Source organism: Psychrobacter sp. T6-4 (assembly GCF_052258425.1).
GTDB lineage: Bacteria > Pseudomonadota > Gammaproteobacteria > Pseudomonadales > Moraxellaceae > Psychrobacter.
The window spans coordinates 15,070-34,305 of sequence record NZ_JBQQEZ010000020.1 but is presented as its reverse complement, the minus strand read 5'-3'; the positions used below and the strand labels follow the sequence as shown (position 1 = coordinate 34,305).

General features: G+C 41.1%; 19 protein-coding genes. 15 read left to right on the top strand and 4 right to left on the bottom strand.

Annotated elements, in window-relative coordinates:
• Positions 1 to 353 precede the first annotated feature (353 nt).
• Both ACTXGE_RS12110 and ACTXGE_RS12105 read left to right on the top strand, forming a co-directional pair.
• Positions 354 to 578 carry a helix-turn-helix domain-containing protein gene (locus tag ACTXGE_RS12110; RefSeq protein WP_057758779.1) on the top strand — a complete coding sequence of 75 codons (225 nt, stop codon included), beginning with the start codon at positions 354 to 356 and terminating at the stop codon, positions 576 to 578.
• A 155-nt stretch (positions 579 to 733) separates the two neighbouring features.
• A complete protein-coding gene (locus ACTXGE_RS12105; protein ID WP_201608773.1) occupies positions 734 to 1,009 on the top strand; it encodes a hypothetical protein in 276 nt (91 codons plus the stop codon).
• 188 nt (positions 1,010 to 1,197) lie between these two features.
• Here ACTXGE_RS12105 and ACTXGE_RS12100 read toward each other — a convergent pair whose 3' ends face one another.
• Entirely contained in the window at positions 1,198 to 2,154 is a 957-nt protein-coding gene (locus ACTXGE_RS12100) for a hypothetical protein (RefSeq protein ID WP_443543613.1), read from the bottom strand.
• A 30-nt stretch (positions 2,155 to 2,184) separates the two neighbouring features.
• Complete coding sequence (locus tag ACTXGE_RS12095) at positions 2,185 to 4,821, bottom strand: MobA/MobL family protein (protein WP_443543611.1); 2,637 nt, start codon at positions 4,819 to 4,821, stop codon at positions 2,185 to 2,187.
• Positions 4,822 to 5,083: 262 nt separating this feature from the next.
• Here ACTXGE_RS12095 and ACTXGE_RS12090 point away from each other — a divergent pair, with 262 nt between their 5' ends.
• The 10 genes from ACTXGE_RS12090 to ACTXGE_RS12045 all read left to right on the top strand — a co-directional run bounded on the left by ACTXGE_RS12090 (position 5,084) and on the right by ACTXGE_RS12045 (position 12,303).
• Positions 5,084 to 5,425 (top strand): hypothetical protein, encoded by a 342-nt coding sequence (locus tag ACTXGE_RS12090; RefSeq protein WP_114701936.1) that lies wholly within the window; start codon positions 5,084 to 5,086, stop codon positions 5,423 to 5,425.
• Positions 5,426 to 5,629: 204 nt separating this feature from the next.
• The gene (locus ACTXGE_RS12085) at positions 5,630 to 5,800 is read left to right on the top strand and encodes a hypothetical protein (protein WP_162799535.1); all 171 of its coding nucleotides are present in this window, start codon (positions 5,630 to 5,632) and stop codon (positions 5,798 to 5,800) included.
• Between the two features lie 327 nt (positions 5,801 to 6,127).
• Entirely contained in the window at positions 6,128 to 7,084 is a 957-nt protein-coding gene (locus tag ACTXGE_RS12080) for a replication initiation protein (protein ID WP_058368520.1), read from the top strand.
• Between the two features lie 83 nt (positions 7,085 to 7,167).
• Positions 7,168 to 7,395, top strand: coding sequence for a type II toxin-antitoxin system RelB/DinJ family antitoxin (locus tag ACTXGE_RS12075; protein WP_114701935.1), 228 nt, complete (start codon positions 7,168 to 7,170; stop codon positions 7,393 to 7,395).
• Between the two features lie 18 nt (positions 7,396 to 7,413).
• Positions 7,414 to 7,677: a BrnT family toxin gene (locus ACTXGE_RS12070; protein ID WP_226949371.1), complete on the top strand. Its 264-nt coding sequence runs from the start codon at positions 7,414 to 7,416 to the stop codon at positions 7,675 to 7,677.
• On the top strand, positions 7,664 to 7,828 hold the full coding sequence (locus tag ACTXGE_RS12065) for a hypothetical protein (RefSeq protein ID WP_156410068.1): 165 nt from the start codon (positions 7,664 to 7,666) through the stop codon (positions 7,826 to 7,828). Before ACTXGE_RS12070 ends, ACTXGE_RS12065 begins: the two co-directional genes overlap by 14 nt.
• A gap of 258 nt (positions 7,829 to 8,086) precedes the next feature.
• Positions 8,087 to 9,088, top strand: coding sequence for a DNA-binding protein (locus ACTXGE_RS12060; protein WP_114701934.1), 1,002 nt, complete (start codon positions 8,087 to 8,089; stop codon positions 9,086 to 9,088).
• A gap of 1,043 nt (positions 9,089 to 10,131) precedes the next feature.
• Entirely contained in the window at positions 10,132 to 10,272 is a 141-nt protein-coding gene (locus ACTXGE_RS12055) for a hypothetical protein (RefSeq protein ID WP_156410079.1), read from the top strand.
• Between the two features lie 245 nt (positions 10,273 to 10,517).
• A complete protein-coding gene (locus ACTXGE_RS12050) occupies positions 10,518 to 11,444 on the top strand; it encodes a cation diffusion facilitator family transporter (RefSeq protein WP_114701933.1) in 927 nt (308 codons plus the stop codon).
• Between the two features lie 208 nt (positions 11,445 to 11,652).
• A complete protein-coding gene (locus tag ACTXGE_RS12045; protein ID WP_193011467.1) occupies positions 11,653 to 12,303 on the top strand; it encodes an IS1595-like element ISPssp3 family transposase in 651 nt (216 codons plus the stop codon).
• 43 nt (positions 12,304 to 12,346) lie between these two features.
• On the opposite strand, the gene lnt is transcribed toward ACTXGE_RS12045, so the two are convergent.
• Positions 12,347 to 13,915 carry an apolipoprotein N-acyltransferase gene (gene lnt / locus ACTXGE_RS12040; RefSeq protein WP_068039556.1) on the bottom strand — a complete coding sequence of 523 codons (1,569 nt, stop codon included), beginning with the start codon at positions 13,913 to 13,915 and terminating at the stop codon, positions 12,347 to 12,349.
• A 239-nt stretch (positions 13,916 to 14,154) separates the two neighbouring features.
• On the opposite strand from lnt, the gene ACTXGE_RS12035 reads away from it, so the two are divergent.
• Both ACTXGE_RS12035 and ACTXGE_RS12030 read left to right on the top strand, forming a co-directional pair.
• Positions 14,155 to 14,799, top strand: coding sequence for a DUF411 domain-containing protein (locus ACTXGE_RS12035; protein ID WP_082894290.1), 645 nt, complete (start codon positions 14,155 to 14,157; stop codon positions 14,797 to 14,799).
• Between the two features lie 796 nt (positions 14,800 to 15,595).
• The gene (locus ACTXGE_RS12030) at positions 15,596 to 16,318 is read left to right on the top strand and encodes a CHAP domain-containing protein (RefSeq protein WP_198336923.1); all 723 of its coding nucleotides are present in this window, start codon (positions 15,596 to 15,598) and stop codon (positions 16,316 to 16,318) included.
• Between the two features lie 147 nt (positions 16,319 to 16,465).
• Here ACTXGE_RS12030 and cadR read toward each other — a convergent pair whose 3' ends face one another.
• On the bottom strand, positions 16,466 to 16,876 hold the full coding sequence (gene cadR, locus ACTXGE_RS12025) for a Cd(II)/Pb(II)-responsive transcriptional regulator (protein WP_025643920.1): 411 nt from the start codon (positions 16,874 to 16,876) through the stop codon (positions 16,466 to 16,468).
• Positions 16,877 to 17,018: 142 nt separating this feature from the next.
• Here cadR and ACTXGE_RS12020 point away from each other — a divergent pair, with 142 nt between their 5' ends.
• Positions 17,019 to 19,235 (top strand): heavy metal translocating P-type ATPase, encoded by a 2,217-nt coding sequence (locus tag ACTXGE_RS12020; RefSeq protein ID WP_011513680.1) that lies wholly within the window; start codon positions 17,019 to 17,021, stop codon positions 19,233 to 19,235.
• Position 19,236 lies beyond the last annotated feature (1 nt).

Genomic DNA, 19,236 nt, shown 5'->3' with positions numbered 1-19,236 from the left:
GTATTTGAGTATTTGAGTATTTGAGTATTTGAGTATTTGAGTATTTGAGTATTTGAGTATTTGAGTATTTGAGTATTTGAGTATTATTAAGACTTTACTCAATAGTTAGATGAATAGCAACATTTTTAAAAAATAACTATATCTTTGATATCGACTGAATTTCTATGTGAATAATATTCATAAAACTGCATAAATTTGTCAAAGACTGAGATGCCCCAGTAAACTGACTGCTAACATATAAAGTGTAGCTATCAAGTATCAATATGAGCTACTAAAAGCAATACTTTAGCCGCTCATATTCGTTATAATCCGCTCACCAATCAAAAACCACTAATATGAATGAGGGAACCACTATGGTGAAGTGTCACTTATCGACCATCATGGGTGAAAGACGCCTTAAAATTGCCGATATCTCAAGAGATACTGGCATCAATCGTGGCACCATTACTCGCATGTATCATGAAGAAGCCACCCGCGTTGATCTAGATGTCATCGAGTCTTTATGTACTTATCTTAGAATCAATGTTGGTGATTTATACGAAATCATAAATGAGGACAGCAGTGAGTCACCAGCATAAATAACGTTGTCATGAGCTGTGATTGTCTTTAAACGAATAAAAAGACCTACAGAAGGTTATTTTCTCTTGCAATAGATTAAAATATAGGTATAATTTGACCTGTAGTAAGTCATTTTATTTATTATATGTATATAATGGTCTATAGGAGAATACCAATGAATAACAATCTATCTCGGCTCAATAGCTGCACATGGTTTAGTGAACAGACTAAAACGTTAGCCTCTCAGCTGTTATTAAGCTTACAAATACAGCAAGGCGTACAGCTGGCAACCCTACTTGGTGTTGACCCCATTCTTTATAATGATGAAGCGGTTTATGTCTGGGTGCAACGACAGCTAGATGACGGTCTTATCGTTGACGATTATGCGTTAAGCACCCTTGAAACTGCTTTTATAGAGTTGGTCACAGCTCACACTAACCAAGCAGCGTAATGGCTTTAGCTTATATTTACAAACCTCTTGTTTAACAAGAAACAATAACCCTTAAAGCCAGATAAAGTGTCATTATCTGGCTTTTTGATATAGACAAAGATAACGACAATCAAACAAGCCTGTTTTCAGTCTTATATGTCTCAGAAGACGCACTTTTGGGCAATATGGCTTACTATTACCATATGCCTTTACTCAGTCGGCTCTGCACGCGGCACCCCAGCTATTTTATAATAAACAAAGCCTCTCTCATCTCTCAAAACACTCTTACTGTCTGCTCTAACGCACCAGCTGATTGCATCAGGCTGCGCTTCATTAACATCACAAGCCAAAATAATCTGCTGACTTTGAGCGTTATCAAATGCCTGCTTCCACCCCGTTTCAAGCTCATCGATGCCGCGCTGTAGCTCTGCTTGCTGGTATCTCATCTCTGCAATCTCATCAAAGCTTGGCACATACCAAAATACCAGGGCCACCAAACTTATTATCACAGCCATCGTACCCGCTGCGACAACGGCTGCAATCCTTTTAATACTCATAGTCTCAATGGACTTATAAATTTTGTCCAAGTCTTTACTAGCTCTAGCCTCGACCTGCTCAATCCGCGTTTTGGTGGTGGTCTCAAAGGTCTCAATATCTTCAATAATCTGCTTATGACCAGCTTGGTACTGATTGGTGAATAGGGCTAGATTGTCCGCGCTTGCGCTAAGTTTATCAGCAACTCCTTGCATGGTACTGATTTGTACCTCTATGCTATCGTTTTTAGCAGTGACGACCGACTCTACAGCCGTATCAATCTGCTGTTTCATATCGGTGATGATGCCCGCTATTTTGTCATCATAACGACGCGGCATATCATTGTCAGTAAAAGCAGTCACTGCCGCTTGTAGCTGCTTTAACACGAGTTCTTGATACTGACTCAATGCCTGCGAAGTCGTGCTTGCGCTACTACCTAATTCTTCAATGGCAGAAGACACCTCATTCACCTTGCTATCAATACCGCTAAGCGAACGCTCAAGCCGCCTCGCTACCGCATCATCGGCTCGCTTAATCAGCTCACGCAAGGCCCCAATGACCGGAGTCAATGAAGTCACTAGGTTAACAAGTTGATCGTGTATGTCTTGCTCAGTGCGGTCATTTTTATTCATAGTAAGTACTCATTATTGTAATCATCACAACTAAAATGGGCGTGGTGACGAGTAATGGCGCGCTTTTTCTTGAATAGCCTTGTCTATATCCAGCACTTGTGCGGCCAAGATTTGCGCTAAATTTTGCGTGCCCACGCGGATGTCAGGAACCTGCTCAAAACGCTCATTAAGCGCGTTTATAGTATCAATTTTATGACGGTCGCTAGGAAGCGTGCCGAGCGCTTGTAATAGTGTCTGTACCGATGTATCTCTGTCTATCGTCACCCGTTCTGCATCCGTGTCTCGCAAACGCTTTTGCAACGCGGTGACGTTATCAGTATGCTGAAGCGTTTTTAAAACGAGGGCCTCAGCAGCTAACTTTTCAGCCACCTCTATCACAGTGGCAGTAGTATCAATCGCTTTAAAGTCGATCTTATCAATACGGTCTTTAACCCGTACCAGCATATTATCAAACCTGCTCTGATACGCCTTGACTTCTGCCTGTCGGGTACGCGCAAGGGCAGTAGCATCTTGCTCTTTTTGTTGTTTTTCTTGCCGCCGCTTCTCTGCTTCCTCTCGTGCACGCTCAGCCTTTTTCTTAAGCTCTGCTTGCTCATGTGCTTTGTTGAGCTGGTACTGAAGCCTCATCGTACGGTTGCGCCAGTCATCAAGCCGATCTGCGTTCAATTGAGTGGTCTTGGTACGGGTAATCTCATCGTATAAGTCATCATCTTGCACAATCACCGCTTCACTTTGATCAAGAAGGGCAATACGCTGCTCATAAAACGGCGATAGGCGCTGATAGGTTTTTTGACTGGTATTGATTTGCAGCTTTAATTGTTTGATGTCTTCATTATTGGCGGTTTTAAATGTCTTTACATCAGATACAAGCATCTTCAAACGTGCCTCAGCGGTATCATCTATCTCTACCGCTTTAAGAGCACGCAGCGCCTCACGCTCTTGCTCAAGCGCTTTAAAGCGCTCAACATCCAGATCTGCAAATGCGGCAAACTTATGATAAGTGTCCATGTTATTGGTGACGTCTATATCTTGTAGATCCGAAAACGCTTGATCCCACTGTAAGGATAAGTCGGATTTTTCAATATCAATCTCATCAAGAGCTTTAAAGCCAGTCGCCAGTTTATTCAGCTTTGCGGCAAAGGGTTTTAGCGTGGCCTTCAACCCTTTGTAGTCAGCAATGACTTCATTATTAAGCGGGATCAGCTTTTTTAAAACCGTTTTATTGTTCAGCACCATTTTATCAATCTGTGACAGCTGCTCTTCAAGACGGCTAACAGCGCGGCCTGTTTGTAGGGTATCATCTTGTCTAAACTCCTCAACCAACGCTAAAGCCGCCTTTAGTGCCTCACTTTGCTCTTTTGTGCTTATCTGCCTGGCAAGCTCAATCATTTTTTGGCGGGGCTCACTAAAATCCTGTCCCACCTCCTCGGTGAACCGCTGGGTACTCTTAATGTTTTTATCAATGGTAATAATCTGTTTAGACTGGTGCGCTAACTCTTCATGCAGCGCATCAATGGTTGAAAATAAGGCGCTGCGTACCATCTTTTTTTGACTCACAAAGTTGGCTGAGATTGCTAAAAGCTCATCAAGTGCGTGATCATTGGCCGCATCACTATGCGTCTGACTGTTATTTTTAGGAATAGCGGGTTCAAGTTTAGCGGCAGGATCTACAAAGCGGATGTTACTGAGCTCAATTCGCGCAAAGGGTTTACGCTTTTTATAATGTATTGTGACGCCGTTAACCTCTTGTTCATTGCTTTCTAGGTCAATACGTCCCTTGTCGTCGTACTCAATTACTAAACCATTTTTTTCAATGTAAGCATTGATCTCATCAATCGTCTCGTTGTACTCGTGAATCACTGAACGATTGCCTTTGAGAATATCCTTATATAGTGATTTACCCAGTTTCATTTTTGGTAAACGACTGATGCCCAGCTCACGGTAAGATTTCTCACTAATGGTTTTATTCTCAGGCAGTAGCTCATTGGCCATATCCGCCCAAAGGGTGCGTTGATATTTAAGCTCATCGCCGCGCCCGTTTAACCCCTTAGATAAACGCTCCTCCGTTGACCACTGCAACCAATTCTTGCGTGCTGATAAAGCATAACCCTCAACATCCGCTACTATCTCACGGCTTGAGAGTAAAATATGGGCATGAAAGTTACGACTGGTCAGCTCAACCACTTCAACCTCCCCCACATGTTTCTCGTGACTGTGTGGCCGATGAATGGCTACATCGACAAGCACGTTATAGCGATCAGATAAGGTTTGAGCGTAGCGCTCGGCCAAAACTATACGCTGATCAGCGGTGATCCCATCAGGAAACATCACATCAATCTCAGTACCCAATTGGGCGTTTTTACGAGTCTCAATGCGTTCGATATCATTCCAAAAACCCTCACGTGTCACGGCTAGATCCCCAGCAAGCGTTGGCGTTATCAACGCCGTATGCATTACATTTTTCTCAATAACTTGAGTGTATTTAGTACCATCACTGTCCACTAAATTTAAGATTTTGTCTTTAGCTTTACTGGTGTAATCGTGGACGACTCCTGACTGTTCATCAACCAGTTTTGAGCCAGAATTATAAGCCGACTTTGCCACCACGCTATGATTTTTCGCCTTACTAACGGCGCTAACCGACAAATGGAACCCTTTATTATTCATAGCAAAAAAACCCAATATTGAGAGATGATTTTTTGGGGGTTGTAGGGGGTTCGCCCCCTGCCGAACGACGGAGTTTATGTAAAAAAATAGTACCCCTTGTGGGTCTTTTTTACATAAACTCCTAAGTTCGCTCTTAACAGAGGGTTAAAATACTACTGCGCCCACGAAACGATGTGGTCTTGTGTATTTTACTACCTTGCATACCTATGTATGTACTGCTAGGATCAACTCTATCATAGTTGGCTAAAAAAAGGATGGGGTAATGTCAGTAATATCAGATGATTTATTTGCAAATAAGATTAAGCAATTACAGGCTCTTAAAAAAGAGATTGATCAGGACAGGCTTGAAGCACATAAAATATTGGGGGAGTGGTTGGCCAACGCATTAGACGATGATGATAATCATGAACTGCAAGCTATTTTTTTAGACGCACACGATAATGAAAAATATGTCCGTTTGAAAAAGCACCGTGAGTTTTTAAAGTCAATTGCTCATAAGATGCAAGGTGAGGCTAAGATGGTATCAAGCAGTTTTACTTCACATGAAGACAATCAAGATAGTGAGTACGGTTCATTGTTTGATGACGATTCAGCAGCTCAATAACTGTTACTGTTAGCAATAGCCTATTCATCAGTACAACTGAATCGTCTTCTAATTAGCGAAATGCTAGAAGACGATTTTTAGCTGTTTTAAGCGTTTTAAAATAGCTTTAGCTACCATCGTATCGAACAGAGCGTAGAACGCATATAAGAGTATTTTTTATGCGTTTTAGCAATGCTTTAAGATGTGTTTACAGAGGTGTCGATAATGACTATTGAAAATGAAGACAAGTTATCTACAAAAAATGAGACTGATACTGAGAGTATGAAAACAGCGTTGGCCAGAATGACAGATGAAGACATTCAAAATATCTTTGACCGTGCTTTTGAAGATTTTCAAAGATCAAAGCTTAATCCGAACTATGAGAATAAAGATTGATACCGAGTAAATTGACCATAGCGTTTTGAGCTACTGAACAGTTCTATAAGTGATTGGTCGCTCATATTATCATCTCAAATCCGTCAGTTCTTGAGCTTTTTTCCTATTATTTAATATAAAAACATATTTTTTACTTTTAAAGATTTTTAAAGACTTTTAGGAAGCTCTCAGACCTTACCAGTTAAGGGCTTCAAGATCTATAAAGCTACAATCAGCTAGGTTAATGCTACAATCAGCTAGGTTAAAAGCTACAATCAGCTAGGTTAAAAGCTACAATCAGCAGGTATTATGCTACAATTAGATAGATTTGAGTATTAAGGCGTAGATATGACTAACCAAGTTGGTTTATATGAGAAGAAATACCCTGCAAATTGGGTTGTTATGCAAAATCGTATTCTACAAGCGTTTTATGAAATGACACTTGATGAAAAACGGTTGCTGTTGCTTGCTAGTTCAGTAGTGCGTTTGATAGATGCCACTGAAAAAGACACTATAGAGATAACCGCGAAAGCATTTGCAGAGGCTTGCAACATTCAAGTGGATTCTGCTTATACTCAATTAAAAGATGCTAGTGAAACGATGATGAGGCGATTTTTTAGCTATAGAAATGAACGCGGTAGCCGTGTCAATGTACAGTGGGTCATCAGATCAATATATGAAGATGGCTATGTGTCTCTATGTTTTACAGATGAAGTGCTACTGATGTTGAAGGTTTTTGATGAAAATAATCCATTCACTAAATATAAAAAAGAAGATGTACTTAAACTGAAGGGTGAATATTCAATAGATATATACCATCTGGCCAAAAAACATGAGGCAATGAGCTCGTGGACAATGTCACTTGAAGAAATTAGAGAGGAGCTAGCTCTTTCTAAATCTTACGAACGTATTAACAACCTAAAAAGTCGAGTCATCAACCCAAGCGTTGAAGAAATAACAGAAAAGTCAGATATTAAAATCACCTATGAAAACGTCAAACGTGGTCGTACCGTCACAGGACTAAAATTTAATGTAAAAGCTAAGCCCACCAAGAAAAAAAGTCTGGAGGACTTAAATCAGAATAATGAGAATAGAGATATACCATCCTTAACAGTCAAACAGATCGACCGTTTTGCGCCTCTATTGGCTAACTATGCCCCATTTGGTAGCTATGCGCCTTCAGGAAAAAGTACCCAAGAAGTGATCAGCTGGTTACACACTCAATTAAGAGATGAAGCTTTTTTAAAGACCCATAAAAAGCATTTGCTGGCGGTAGGTTATACGTTCCCTAAGCAAAAATCATAGCAAAGAAAAAAGAGTGATTAATCTGGTACTGTCTATACAAATGGTTTATATTATATGTACACAGATAAGCCATTTGTAATGCCATGACGACAACTAATTATAATATCAGGCTCGATCAAGAGCTAAAAGAAAATGCTTTTGCCGTGTTTGAAAGCTATGGTCTAACGCCGTCTCAAGCGATTAAATTGTTCTTGACCCAAGTGGCGCAAACCAATCAAGTACCGCTATCTTTTGAATACCAGAAAGTAACAGCTGTCAGTCAAGATGAATTGCTAATCTATAAAGAGCATACTGACAGAGAGAACAGATAAGTATTAGATTTGAATGGGATGAACAAAAAAAACACCAATCAGCGTAAGCACCGTTTATTATTTGAGGCAGCCGCCCGAGTTTTTCTAGACCTTTTATGCCTGCGTCAGCAAGACAGGTATGAAAATGATGAAAAGCAGTGGCAAGCGCTGGGTACAGTAGACGGTACCGCCGTCCTATTGGTAGCCCATACGCAAACAGAAATAGATAATGGTGAGGTTATACGCATTATCTCAGCTAGACGTGTCAAAAAAATGAAAGGGAGCCAGTGTGAACAAAGTTAGTTATCAAATAGACGAGCTACCACCACTAACGGCCAAGCAACAAGTAGATTTAGAGCATTTAGCAACGCTTAATGATGACGACATTGATCTATCAGACATTCCAGAAGTCACCGACTGGTCAGGTGTTAGCCGTGGCAGTATTAAACCATAAGCGTTCTTTACTGAGGCCAGTATCATTGCCAAATTTAAGGATAAAACCAAGCAAACAGGCGCTAATCATTAATAAATGATAGTAATGCGCTAGAAGAGTACTTAACTGATCGTTAGCCCTAATCTAATGATTGTGACCTCAAGATTACTTGAGGTTTTTTTAAGCCTTATATTGTAGTATGTTGTATATTGTATTATACTATATAAAAAATACTACAAACGCTACATATTTACTCATACAAAATTAAGGACAATAATTATGGCCATTACTACACAGCAAATTCATGCTATTGCTGATCAACTGCACGAACAAGGTATCAAACCTACTTTAGCCGAAGTGCGTAAGGCGCTGGGTGGTGGATCATTCACGACCATCAGTGAAGCTATGAAGTCTTGGCGTCAGGATAACCAACAAGAAGAGCAGCTAAGACAGGTTGAGCTACCAAGTGGTATCACTGAACGCTTACAAACGCTTGGTGCGGATATGTGGCAGACGGCCATTGATATTGCCAATGATCGTCTGGTTAAAGAACGGGAGGCTCTAGAGAGTATTAAGGCCAAGTCGCAAGCTGAGACAGATGAAGCTCAAGAAGCGGTTAAGACCCTAGAGAGTGAGCAGGCTGATTTGTTAGAACAGCTCGATGAGGTCACAGCAACTGCAGAGGCAACGGCTATCACCGCGGCTCAAGTGACTGCTGAACGGGATGTGCTGACACAGACACTCAGCGATACTCAGCACCAGCTAGAACTTGAACGAGCTAAAACAGTGGCAGCTCAGGCCCAACTTGGTGACCTGCGTAGCAGTTTTGATCAGCAATCAAAAGAGCTGAGTGCCAACATATCGAAGGTGGCCACGCTTGAAGCCACTGCTAATAGCGATAAAGCAGAGATCGCGCGTCTGCAAACAGAACTGACAGCAACTAAGGATGAGCTAAAGACAGTCGTTATTGAGCGCAACGAGATAACGAATCTTACAGCAGAAGTGAAAGGAGAGTTAAAGGCCATAATCGCTGAACGTGATAAGTTATCAGGGATTAATGAGCAGCTTACTCAAAAGCAAGCTAAGATTGAAGCAGATCATCAGCTACTGATTAAGCAACACGACACGTTAAATCATGAGAGAACTTTGCTTAGTACTGAGCACACTGCATTGAGTGAGCAGTATGATGAGCTTTCAATTAACTATCAATCAGAACAGGAAAAGAGTAGCTCATTGACTGCAGAGATTGAAAAGATGCGAGAGACAATTAACAATAAATAAGTCAATCCCGTTCTATTCACACTAAGCTTATGAATCCACCATGACAATATCGACTCACTGAATAAATGATGGTTGTATAATAAATATTCTAAATTTTTCTCTGAACTCTCATAGTATATAGCCTAGTGGGCTATATACTACTTAAATTAGCCTAAGTGAATTTATGCTGATTTTGGAGCCTTGAGCAGATTTCAAGGAACACTCACCCTAAAGCAATTATGAGTATAATAAAAATACTCACAAACACTTTAGTGCATTCCTTGAATTTGATGTGATTAGTCATGCCGACTTCATCGCCCATCGCGTCATCAAGACCGTATCACTGTATCAAGCTACGGCTGTTATGATTACGGCTGATAGCACCGCCTAGACACGCTCATAACCGCTACTGTGCTGTCATACGCTAGCAAGGGCGTTCGCCCAATATACCGCTACGATATGCACAAGTAACCACTCATTGCGTTGCTCTGATCCTTTGTCTAGTCACCCCTGTAGGGAGCTCACCCTTATGTCAAACGCAGTCGTCACCGAGGCCTGCCACCCATTTGACGGGTAACGGGTACAGAGAGAGCAGCACGAAAATGTAACGAGCGAACAAGCAGTTTTTAAAATGTATAGCAAATAGAGTTGATATGAAAGCAGATTTTGGATAAAATGCACCTATACGGGCATTTAATGCTGTTCAAATAACGCAGTCTGTGTGCTTATTTGTTCGTTACAGGGTGCGTCAACACACTGTAACCGTTATCTACATTTAAAACTAAATGCCTCTGGGAGTCAACTCCCAGAGGCATTTTTTTATTTGTCATACAGATTAGGTTTTTAATATCTGATTCTTCGTTAGATTGCTTAGGCTTTTCTTGTCGTCATTTAGCGTAAGCATTTCAATTATTTTGAAGTTAGCACTTAGTACATCCTCACAAGACGTTAAGTTTCTGACAATACTGGGATAGTTTACTATGAAGACCGGCTTAGTCGTCAGATGCAAGGTTTTACACGCGCTGTTAAGAAGCGGTAAATCATCTTTCTGAGAGAATACGATAATGAAAAGACAAACCTACACTCCTGAGATTAAAGAACGCGCCGTTCGTATGCTGATTGAAGCATTAAACGATTACACCTTTATGTGGTCATGTCATAAAAAGCACACTAATGAAACTATACTAACCAACATTCAAGACTAAGCTACACATACTAAAGAGCTTGAACATGAGAACAAGAAGCTTACGTAAGCCAGTTAGATTACAGTAAAATCCGCTTTTTTCGCCCAAGGAGAGATAGGACACACAATCAAGTTGTGGCTCAGTTTATTGATAAAAATAAGTGGGTCTACGGTATTAGAGCAATATTGACTGTGCAATATAGAAAATATGCAATAAACTTATTTTCTACCTTTAATAAAATGCAGCAACCTAAACAAGGGTAAATTATGAGTAATTCAGATAACCACAGTCATCAAGCTCCAGACCCTAAAAATATGAATAAAGCTTTTTATATTGGGATTGGTCTAAATTCTGCATTTACGCTCATCGAGTTTATAGTGGGCTACTCAACTAATTCATTAGCTTTAATCGCAGACGCTAGCCACAACTTAAGTGATGTTGCCAGTTTAATAATCTCGTTAATTGGAATGAAATTAGCACAGAAAGCATCTACTACGCTTTATACCTATGGCTACAAAAAAGCTTCTATAATGGCGTCTCTTATTAACGCCATATTGTTAGTTACAATCGTTATAGGTATTGCGTATGAGGCCTTGGGTCGATTTGATACGATACCGGAAGTTGCAGGAAAAGTTATTATTATTACAGCTCTAATAGGTGTATTTATAAATACTGTTTCTGCTTTTGCATTCTACAAAGGTCAAAAAGACGATATTAATGTCAAAGGTGCTTTCTTGCATCTAATGGTAGATGCATTGGTCTCTGTAGGTGTCGTTATCTCGGGCATTATTATTTACTATACAAGTTGGAATATCGTTGATCCTCTAGTTAGCTTGATTATTTCAGTCGTTATACTGTTATCGACTTGGGGTCTACTAAAAGAGAGTATCAAGCTTGCTATCGACGGAGTACCTCAAAATGTTGATCTCAGTAAAATCACTGCTATCTTAGAGAGCTATAATTTTATTCAAAACTTTCATCATTTACATATCTGGGCTTTGAGTACCACTGAGAATGCTCTTACAGTTCATATTGTACCGAAGACCGATATAACGTTTGAAGAGACTATTACTATGAAAGAAAACATCAAGGAAGATTTGGCGCATCAGAATATACAACATGCAACTATTGAATTTGGTACTAAGGCAGATGACAATCAAAAATCGCGTGCATTAAATGAAAGTATCAACTAAAAGATGATAGACCGTATATAGCTATCTCTTTTTAAGTATGAGGCGCGTGCCTTATGTCAACATAATTTTTTCAATCAGTTCTTATGTGATCAATAGTTTAAAACTTTTATATTTACGTGCGTTAGGACGTTACCTAGAAAAAATAAAAAACTTACGCTGATTAAATTAGGGGCTGTCCTAGATAAATAAAATTATTTAGGATAGCACTATGAGAAAGAGTAAACTAAGTTGGTATAAACAAAGCAGACTCATCGAGTTATTTGTTGCCGGTTCTACCGCCAGAACAGCAGCAAGCCTAATTGGTGTTAATAAAACCACAGCCAGTTATTACTTTCATAGGCTACGAGTGCTTATTTACGAGAATAGTCAAGACCCTGGTCTATTTGAAGGCGAAATCGAAGTAGACGAATCATACTTTGGTGGAACTCGTAAAGGCAAGCGAGGGCGAGGTGCTGGTAGCAAAGTGCCCGTGTTTGGCCTATTAAAGCGTAATGGCAAGGTCTACGCTTGTATTATACCCAATGCTAAAGCAGATACTTTGATCCCCATCATAAGAGAAAAAGTTAAGCCTGATAGCATTGTTTATACTGACTCATTTAAAAGCTATAACGCATTAGATGTCAGTGAGTTTACTCATTATCGTATCAACCACTCCAAAACCTTTGTTAATGACAAGAATCACATTAATGGTATAGAGAACTTCTGGAACCAAGCTAAACGGCATCTACGTAAGTTTAACGGGGTTCCAAAAGAGCATTTTCACCTCTATTTAAAGGAATGTGAGTGGCGTTTTAATCACAGTGACCCAAAGTCGCAATTACTACAATTAAAACAATGGGTTAAACAGGGTTTGAACTAGTTATCTAGGACAGCCCCTTAAATTATTATGATTAAGTTTACTATTACCCTCGTCTTCTAAGTGTGGTTAGACCTTTGCCAAAATAGCTTATTAGTAATAACAGGGTTATTATTATCAAGATAGGATAATTTCCCATAAGCATAAAGGGCGTGTTACCAACCCGTGCCTGTATCTCACCACGTAGTACAGTACGCTCAAACTGCGGTGCGCGTTTTACAATACGACCTTTATGGTTAATGATAGCGGTAACACCAGTATTGGTCGCTCGAATAAACCAGCGCCCGTTCTCAAGCGCGCGCATTTGTACCATTTGCAAATGTTGCAATGGTCCTGCTGAAGTGCCAAACCAGGCATCGTTAGAGACGGTCAACAAAAAGTCAGTATCGATGGCATTTTTACGCGTGGTATCTGGATAAGCTACCTCATAACAGATAGCCGTCCCTATATTGTGTTCACGCACCTTTAGCGGTGACTGCTGATCACTACCACGACTATAGCTCTTAATATCCTGACTACCGGCCAAACTTGGGAAAATATCGAGCACGCCTTCAAATGGAATATACTCTCCAAAAGGCACTAGACGCTGCTTCTTGTATAGGCCTTCCGCTTCTACACCTCGAGCAATCACGCTATTGTAAAATGGGGGATACTTATCCGTACTGGCATTGAATGCCGCTTTATCCTTATAAGGGATACCAGTTATCCATGTCGTATTGGTCGCATTGGCCATTTCTATCATTTCACTAATAAAGCCCGCAGCCTCATCCTGAAACATCGGAATAGATGATTCAGGCCACACCACCACATCACGTCCCCACTCAGTGCGCGTTAACTTCGCATAAATCTTTAGCGTTTCTACTTGATATTGCGTCAGCCACTTTATATCTTGTGAAATATTACCTTGAATCAATGACACTGACAGATCAGGTGTGCCCTTAGGTTTTGTCCATTGCGGATTGACCAGCCATAATGATGTGCTAATGGCTAATAACAGTACAGAAACGACGGCATAACTACTGCGTCGAAGCAGTAGCTCTACTAAACTTGCAGCCAATAGTATGGCAACAAAAGAGACGGCAAAAACACCAGCAACGGGTGCTAAGGACGATAACCAATACTCTTCAGTAAATGCATAACCAACAAATAGCCACGGAAAGCCTGTGAATAACCAAGTTTTTAACCATTCTTGTAGCACCCAAAGAGCAGCAAATGAAAAGGGTTGTTTGCCTACCATACGGTTAAAGACTAGTGCTAAAAATCCATGAAACAGTCCCATACCGAGACCCATCAATCCAATCATAATCAATGCGAGCCACGTTGGAGTATCGCTATAATCATGGATGGCAGTATAGAGCCAAAAGCCGCCGACGCACCATAGCCCCATACCGTAAGCTTCACCGATAATAAAAGCGCGACGACCACTCATATTTGGTACCAACAGCGCATATAAAATCGCTGGTGACACTATTGCTAGCGGCCAGAACCCATGAGGCGCTAGCGCAAATAAAAAAATAGCCCCTGCAAGCCATGCTGCTACTAGCGTAAACCATAGCGGTAATTGATTTGAGTGAGTACTCAAACGCTTTTGTAGATTAATAGTAGACAGGCGCATCGCAAATTATCCAAAATTATGAGTTTTGAATTTTTAGTCAAAATCCAAAACTCGGATAGACCTGTTAATACTACAGGCAGCATTTCAAAATGAAAACTGCTTATGATACCAGTCCGCACTGCTCAATGGATAAATTTACGTACTCCGTTTGATGGGTTATTATGCTACATTACCAAACGATATGAAGTGTTACTTGACCTTCTATAGCTCACAATATCTACAGTACATGAGAGAGCACTATGACCCCCTTAAAAATAAAATCCAGTCTTATATTCAATCGTTATCTGTCTAAGGGGTTGCGTAGTACGTTAGTATTACTTGCCGCCTCATCACTATTTGCTTGTAGCCAACCGAGTAGTGGCGTATCTGATGCAAGCACAACATCGGCATCAACTGAAGATGTTTTGGCTGTTCCAAAGACAGCTGAACCAAACGTTATAAATAATTCTATGATGACATCAGTAAGTAAACCAGACTTACTAAAAAACGTATCAGCCACTGTCTATAAAGATGCCAATTGCGGCTGCTGTAAAGAATGGATAAGTCATGCAGAAGATAATGGTCTAAGTGCAACCGCGCAAGATGTTGCGGACTTAGCCGTATTTAAAGAGCGCTACAGCGTTCCAAATGAAATGCGTTCTTGCCATACTGTAGTCACTACGGATGGTTACGTCTTTGAAGGTCATGTACCCGCTAAATATATGGCGCAGTTTTTAGAAAATCCGCCAGTACAAGCTATGGGTCTTGCCGTACCTGGCATGCCTATTGGTAGCCCAGGTATGGAGTATCAAAATAAATTCATGCCCTATCAGGTTATGCAGCTCAATAAAGACGGGACAACCCAAGTTTATGCTGATATTGAATCGGTAGAGCAGCAATTATAGTGTGTTAGCAGTTAAGAATACTTTGATTATAGTGTTAGCGTTAAAAGTAAATGAGGTAGGTATAAGACTGTTCTATTGCTTATAAAATGATTCTTCATCAAAAAATTCATTAGCTATTGCGACTTTAAAATTAAAAATAACTTTGAATTTGTAACTTTTGATGACAATGTAAGCGAATTTATCGGTTATTAACCCTTAAAATAGATAAATGACTAAGGGTTAATACAAGAATATACAGGATGTATCGAAACAATTACGTAATATTACATAAGCTAGTAGGGAATTAGCATCTATATTAATATTATAAATTATTATATTATCTTAATAATTAGTTAGACCCTATATAGGGTAATTACTTCATCCAATAGAAAAACGTCTGAGGGTTAAATCTAAATTATAGATTTAACCCTCAGACGTTTTTTTGCTTATAAAACAGTAGAAATTGTGGTCAATCTAGTCAGCTATATTCTGTACATGTTACACAAACTTACATTGTAAAATGTGGGATATTAGCAATTTTTTCAACATCAAAAAAGTATTTTTGGGGTTTTTAAGGGTGATGACAGGCTAAACAGCCTATGCTAAAGTCGGCTTTGTGTTTTGGTCAGCAGCTTGATTTGTAACAGCTTCGTAAGACTTCAATGAGCTGTGATCGCCAATAATTATTTTTTATATGAATAATATGCAGCAGAAGTATCAGTCACTATGACGTATATATACTTGTGTTGTTGAGATTTAATTGACTGCGCTGTTGTTGATAACAGACGATTTTGAATTAACCGTAGGTATTAGATTTATGAAACAGGCTTTATTGATTTTGTCAGTACTGGGTATGGGCATAGCACAAACGAGTGGTGCTGCTATCACAATCTCTCAAACAAATAATACCATCACCAATACTTCTGTGGCATCAAACTACGGTTCATCAAAAAACATCTATAGCACCAAAAGTGGTGCTTATGTTTCTAATAATGATGAAATTAGTCAAGCAATTAGCAACCTAAGTGCGCAGGCCAAGCAAAAAGAGAATCAGCTTTCATCATTAAACAGCCGCTTATACGCTGAAAAACAACAGCAGCAAGTCAATAAGGTTCCTGACAGCAATTCAGCCCCCGCTATCGCTGCTGCTCGCGCCTCAAAAGTGGCTTTATCTGGCAGCTCTGGATATTGTGCCCGTTACGTACGTAAAGCACTACAATCAGCTGGTTATGAATTTACACCCAATCCTTCAGCCTATCAGTACGCCACTCGTGGCACGCTTGATAAAGCAGGTTTTAGCAAAATCAGTAATGATATGCCAACCCAAGTAGGTGATGTTATTGTCTATGATCGCTCATCAAAGCGCCCGCATGGCCATATCCAAATATTTGATGGCGAAAATTGGATTTCTGATTTCCGTCAGAACAGCATCAGCCCATACAGTGGTGTCTATGCTTATACGACATGGCGCGATTCAAAATACGTGGATGACGCATCCGCATCAGATCGTAATATCCACCTTGCTATGAATGATAAATAAGACTTTCTAAGTCAGCACAACATAGTTGTTATTTCCTCCAACCCAGTAGTGATCTTAATATCATTGCTGGGTTTTTTTGTGCTTAACATCAGGGCGTATTTAACCTTTCATGATTTGATCCGTCAGAAATGAACACTACTGATATCATTACTCATGACAGGAGTTATCGACAAGCGCGTTTAAAATGCCACATGATGACGCTGGTGCACTACTTGCACATTTCTGGCGCAAAACGGTCAAGTGATGCTTTAAGTGCATCAGTTCTTCCATTCGTATTTCCACAGCATGAATGTGCTCATCTAGCAAGTTATTCACATCGCCGCAGTCCTTGTCAGGCGACTCCCAGTATTCAAGTAAGATTCGCACATCATCTAAAGCCATATCGAGCGTACGGCAATGTAGGATAAATTGTAGACGCTCAATGTGCTCTTCATTATATAAACGATAATTCCCTTCGCTACGAAAAGGCTCGGGTAATAAGTGCTCCTTTTCGTAATAGCGAATGGTTTCTACTGTGGCACCTGTGCGTTTAGCGAGCTCACCAATTTTGATTGTCATAACAACCTCTATGATTTAAATAATTAAAGTGGCTGTAAAGACTAGCGCTAGAGAAATTAAAATTACGAAACTGTAGATAAATAACCTTGACTCTAAAGCCACTAGAGGGTTCATAATATCATTATTCAAAGGGTAAATTATTATGAAATATCATATTGAAGGTATGGACTGTGCCAGTTGCATCGGCAAGATTGAAACAGCTTTGAAACGTATGCCTGGGGTTTCTGATGTTGAGCTAAATTTTGCTACAGAAACGCTAGAGCTAAGCTTGGCCCCTGATGCGCCGACTCAGGCTAGTGATATTGAAAAAACCATCAAAAGCCTAGGGTTCGGTATATCTGCCAATACTGGTCAACAAACTGTATCGGCTATTGATATTGACAGCGACAATCAGATGGCTCCGCAGGATAAGCGGTGGTGGCAAACTCAAAAAGGCAAACAGGTTGTTGGTCTCGGTATTTTGATGGGCAGCGCTTATGCACTGTCACTACTGTTCCCCGCTTATGGGATATGGGTGTTTGCCATCGCTGTGATTGTAGGCGTTTTTCCATTTGCACGCAAAGCCTTAGCACTGGCTAAAACAGGTTCATTCTTTTCAATTGAAACGCTGATGTCCGTCGCCGTGCTTGGCGCACTTATCATTGGTGAAGCTGAAGAGGCCGCAGCGGTTGTCTTTTTGTTCTCAATCGGTGAACTGTTTGAGAGTATCGCTGCTGATCGCGCTCGCGCTGGCATCAGAGCCTTATCATCGCTGGTTCCGAAAAGTGCGATTTTACTTGATGCTCAAGGTGGGCAGCGTAACGTTCCAGCGACTTCACTACAAGTGAATGACCTTGTGCTGGTGCGTCCTGGAGATAGGGTATCTGCTGATGGTTCCATTGTTCAAGGTGCGTCCAGCCTTGATGATTCGCCCGTGACGGGAGAGTCTGTTCCTGTTGCCAAGACGATGGGTGACAATGTATTTGCAGGGTCAATTAACATCGATGGTGTGCTCCAAGTGCGCGTAGAAAAGACAGCCGCCGATAACACTATTTCGCGCATTATTGATTTGGTAGAGCAAGCGCAAGCTTCCAAAGCACCCACTGCCCGTTTTATTGAGAAATTCAGTCGTTACTATACACCGGCTGTGATGGCTATTGCCGCCCTAATTATCATCGTCCCACCGTTAACCATGGGCGGAGATTGGTCAACTTGGTTATATCGAGGTCTAGCCTTATTATTGATCGCTTGTCCTTGTGCTCTTGTGCTCTCAACACCAGCTGCTATCGCCTCTGGTCTAGCGGTCGGTGCGCGCCGCGGCTTGCTGATCAAGGGCGGTAGTGCTTTAGAAACCATCGGCCAAGTGAAGACAGTCGCTTTTGACAAGACAGGCACTTTAACTGAAGGCAAACCACGCGTGACCGATGTTGTTGACATTACACAAGAGTATTCAAGTGTTCAAGGTCAGGATTCTCAGGATCAGGGTTCTCAAGGTAAAGATAAGGTATTGGCGCTCTTTGCCAGTGTGGAGACAGGTTCTAGTCACCCGCTTGCTGAAGCTATTGTCAGTCATGCCAAAGCCGCCAAAGTTGTCATACCTGTGGCTTCTAAAGCTTCTGCTACTGCGGGTAAAGCGGTACACGCAACTATCGCTGGGCGCGCGCTAGCTATCGGTTCGCCTGTTTATGCCGCAGATGAGGCATCAATTTCAGCCGAGCAACAGGCACAAATCGAGGCGCTGCAAAATGAGGGCAAGACCGTCTCAGTTCTTTTCGATGAGCAAAGTCGAGAAGTGCTTGGATTGGTCGCACTAAGAGACGAGTTACGAGACGACGCTCATGAAGGTGTGGCTCAACTTAAAGCGATGGGTGTGCGCTCCGTCATGCTAACAGGCGACAACCGCTTAACCGCTCAAGCACTTGCCAGTAATTTAGACGTGGAATGGGAAGCTGAGCTGTTGCCTGAGGACAAACTGCGCTTGCTTAACGAGATGAAGAATAACAGCAAAATAGCGATGGTGGGTGATGGTATTAACGATGCGCCAGCACTAGCAACCGCTGATGTTGGCATCGCGATGGGTGGTGGTACCGATGTGGCCATTGAGACGGCCGATATCGCATTATTAAAAAGTCGTGTTACAGACATGGCCCATCTGATTGCACTTTCGCGTGCCACCATGCGCAACATTCATCAGAACGTCATTTTCGCTTTAGGTCTCAAAGGCGTCTTTCTGATCACGACCGTATTCGGCATTACTGGACTATGGATTGCGGTTCTAGCTGATGCTGGAGCAACAGTGCTCGTTACTCTCAATGCGTTACGTTTACTGCGCTTTAAAGGCGCGCCTCCACTGGTAACTCCGCCTAAAGTAGTTAAATAAA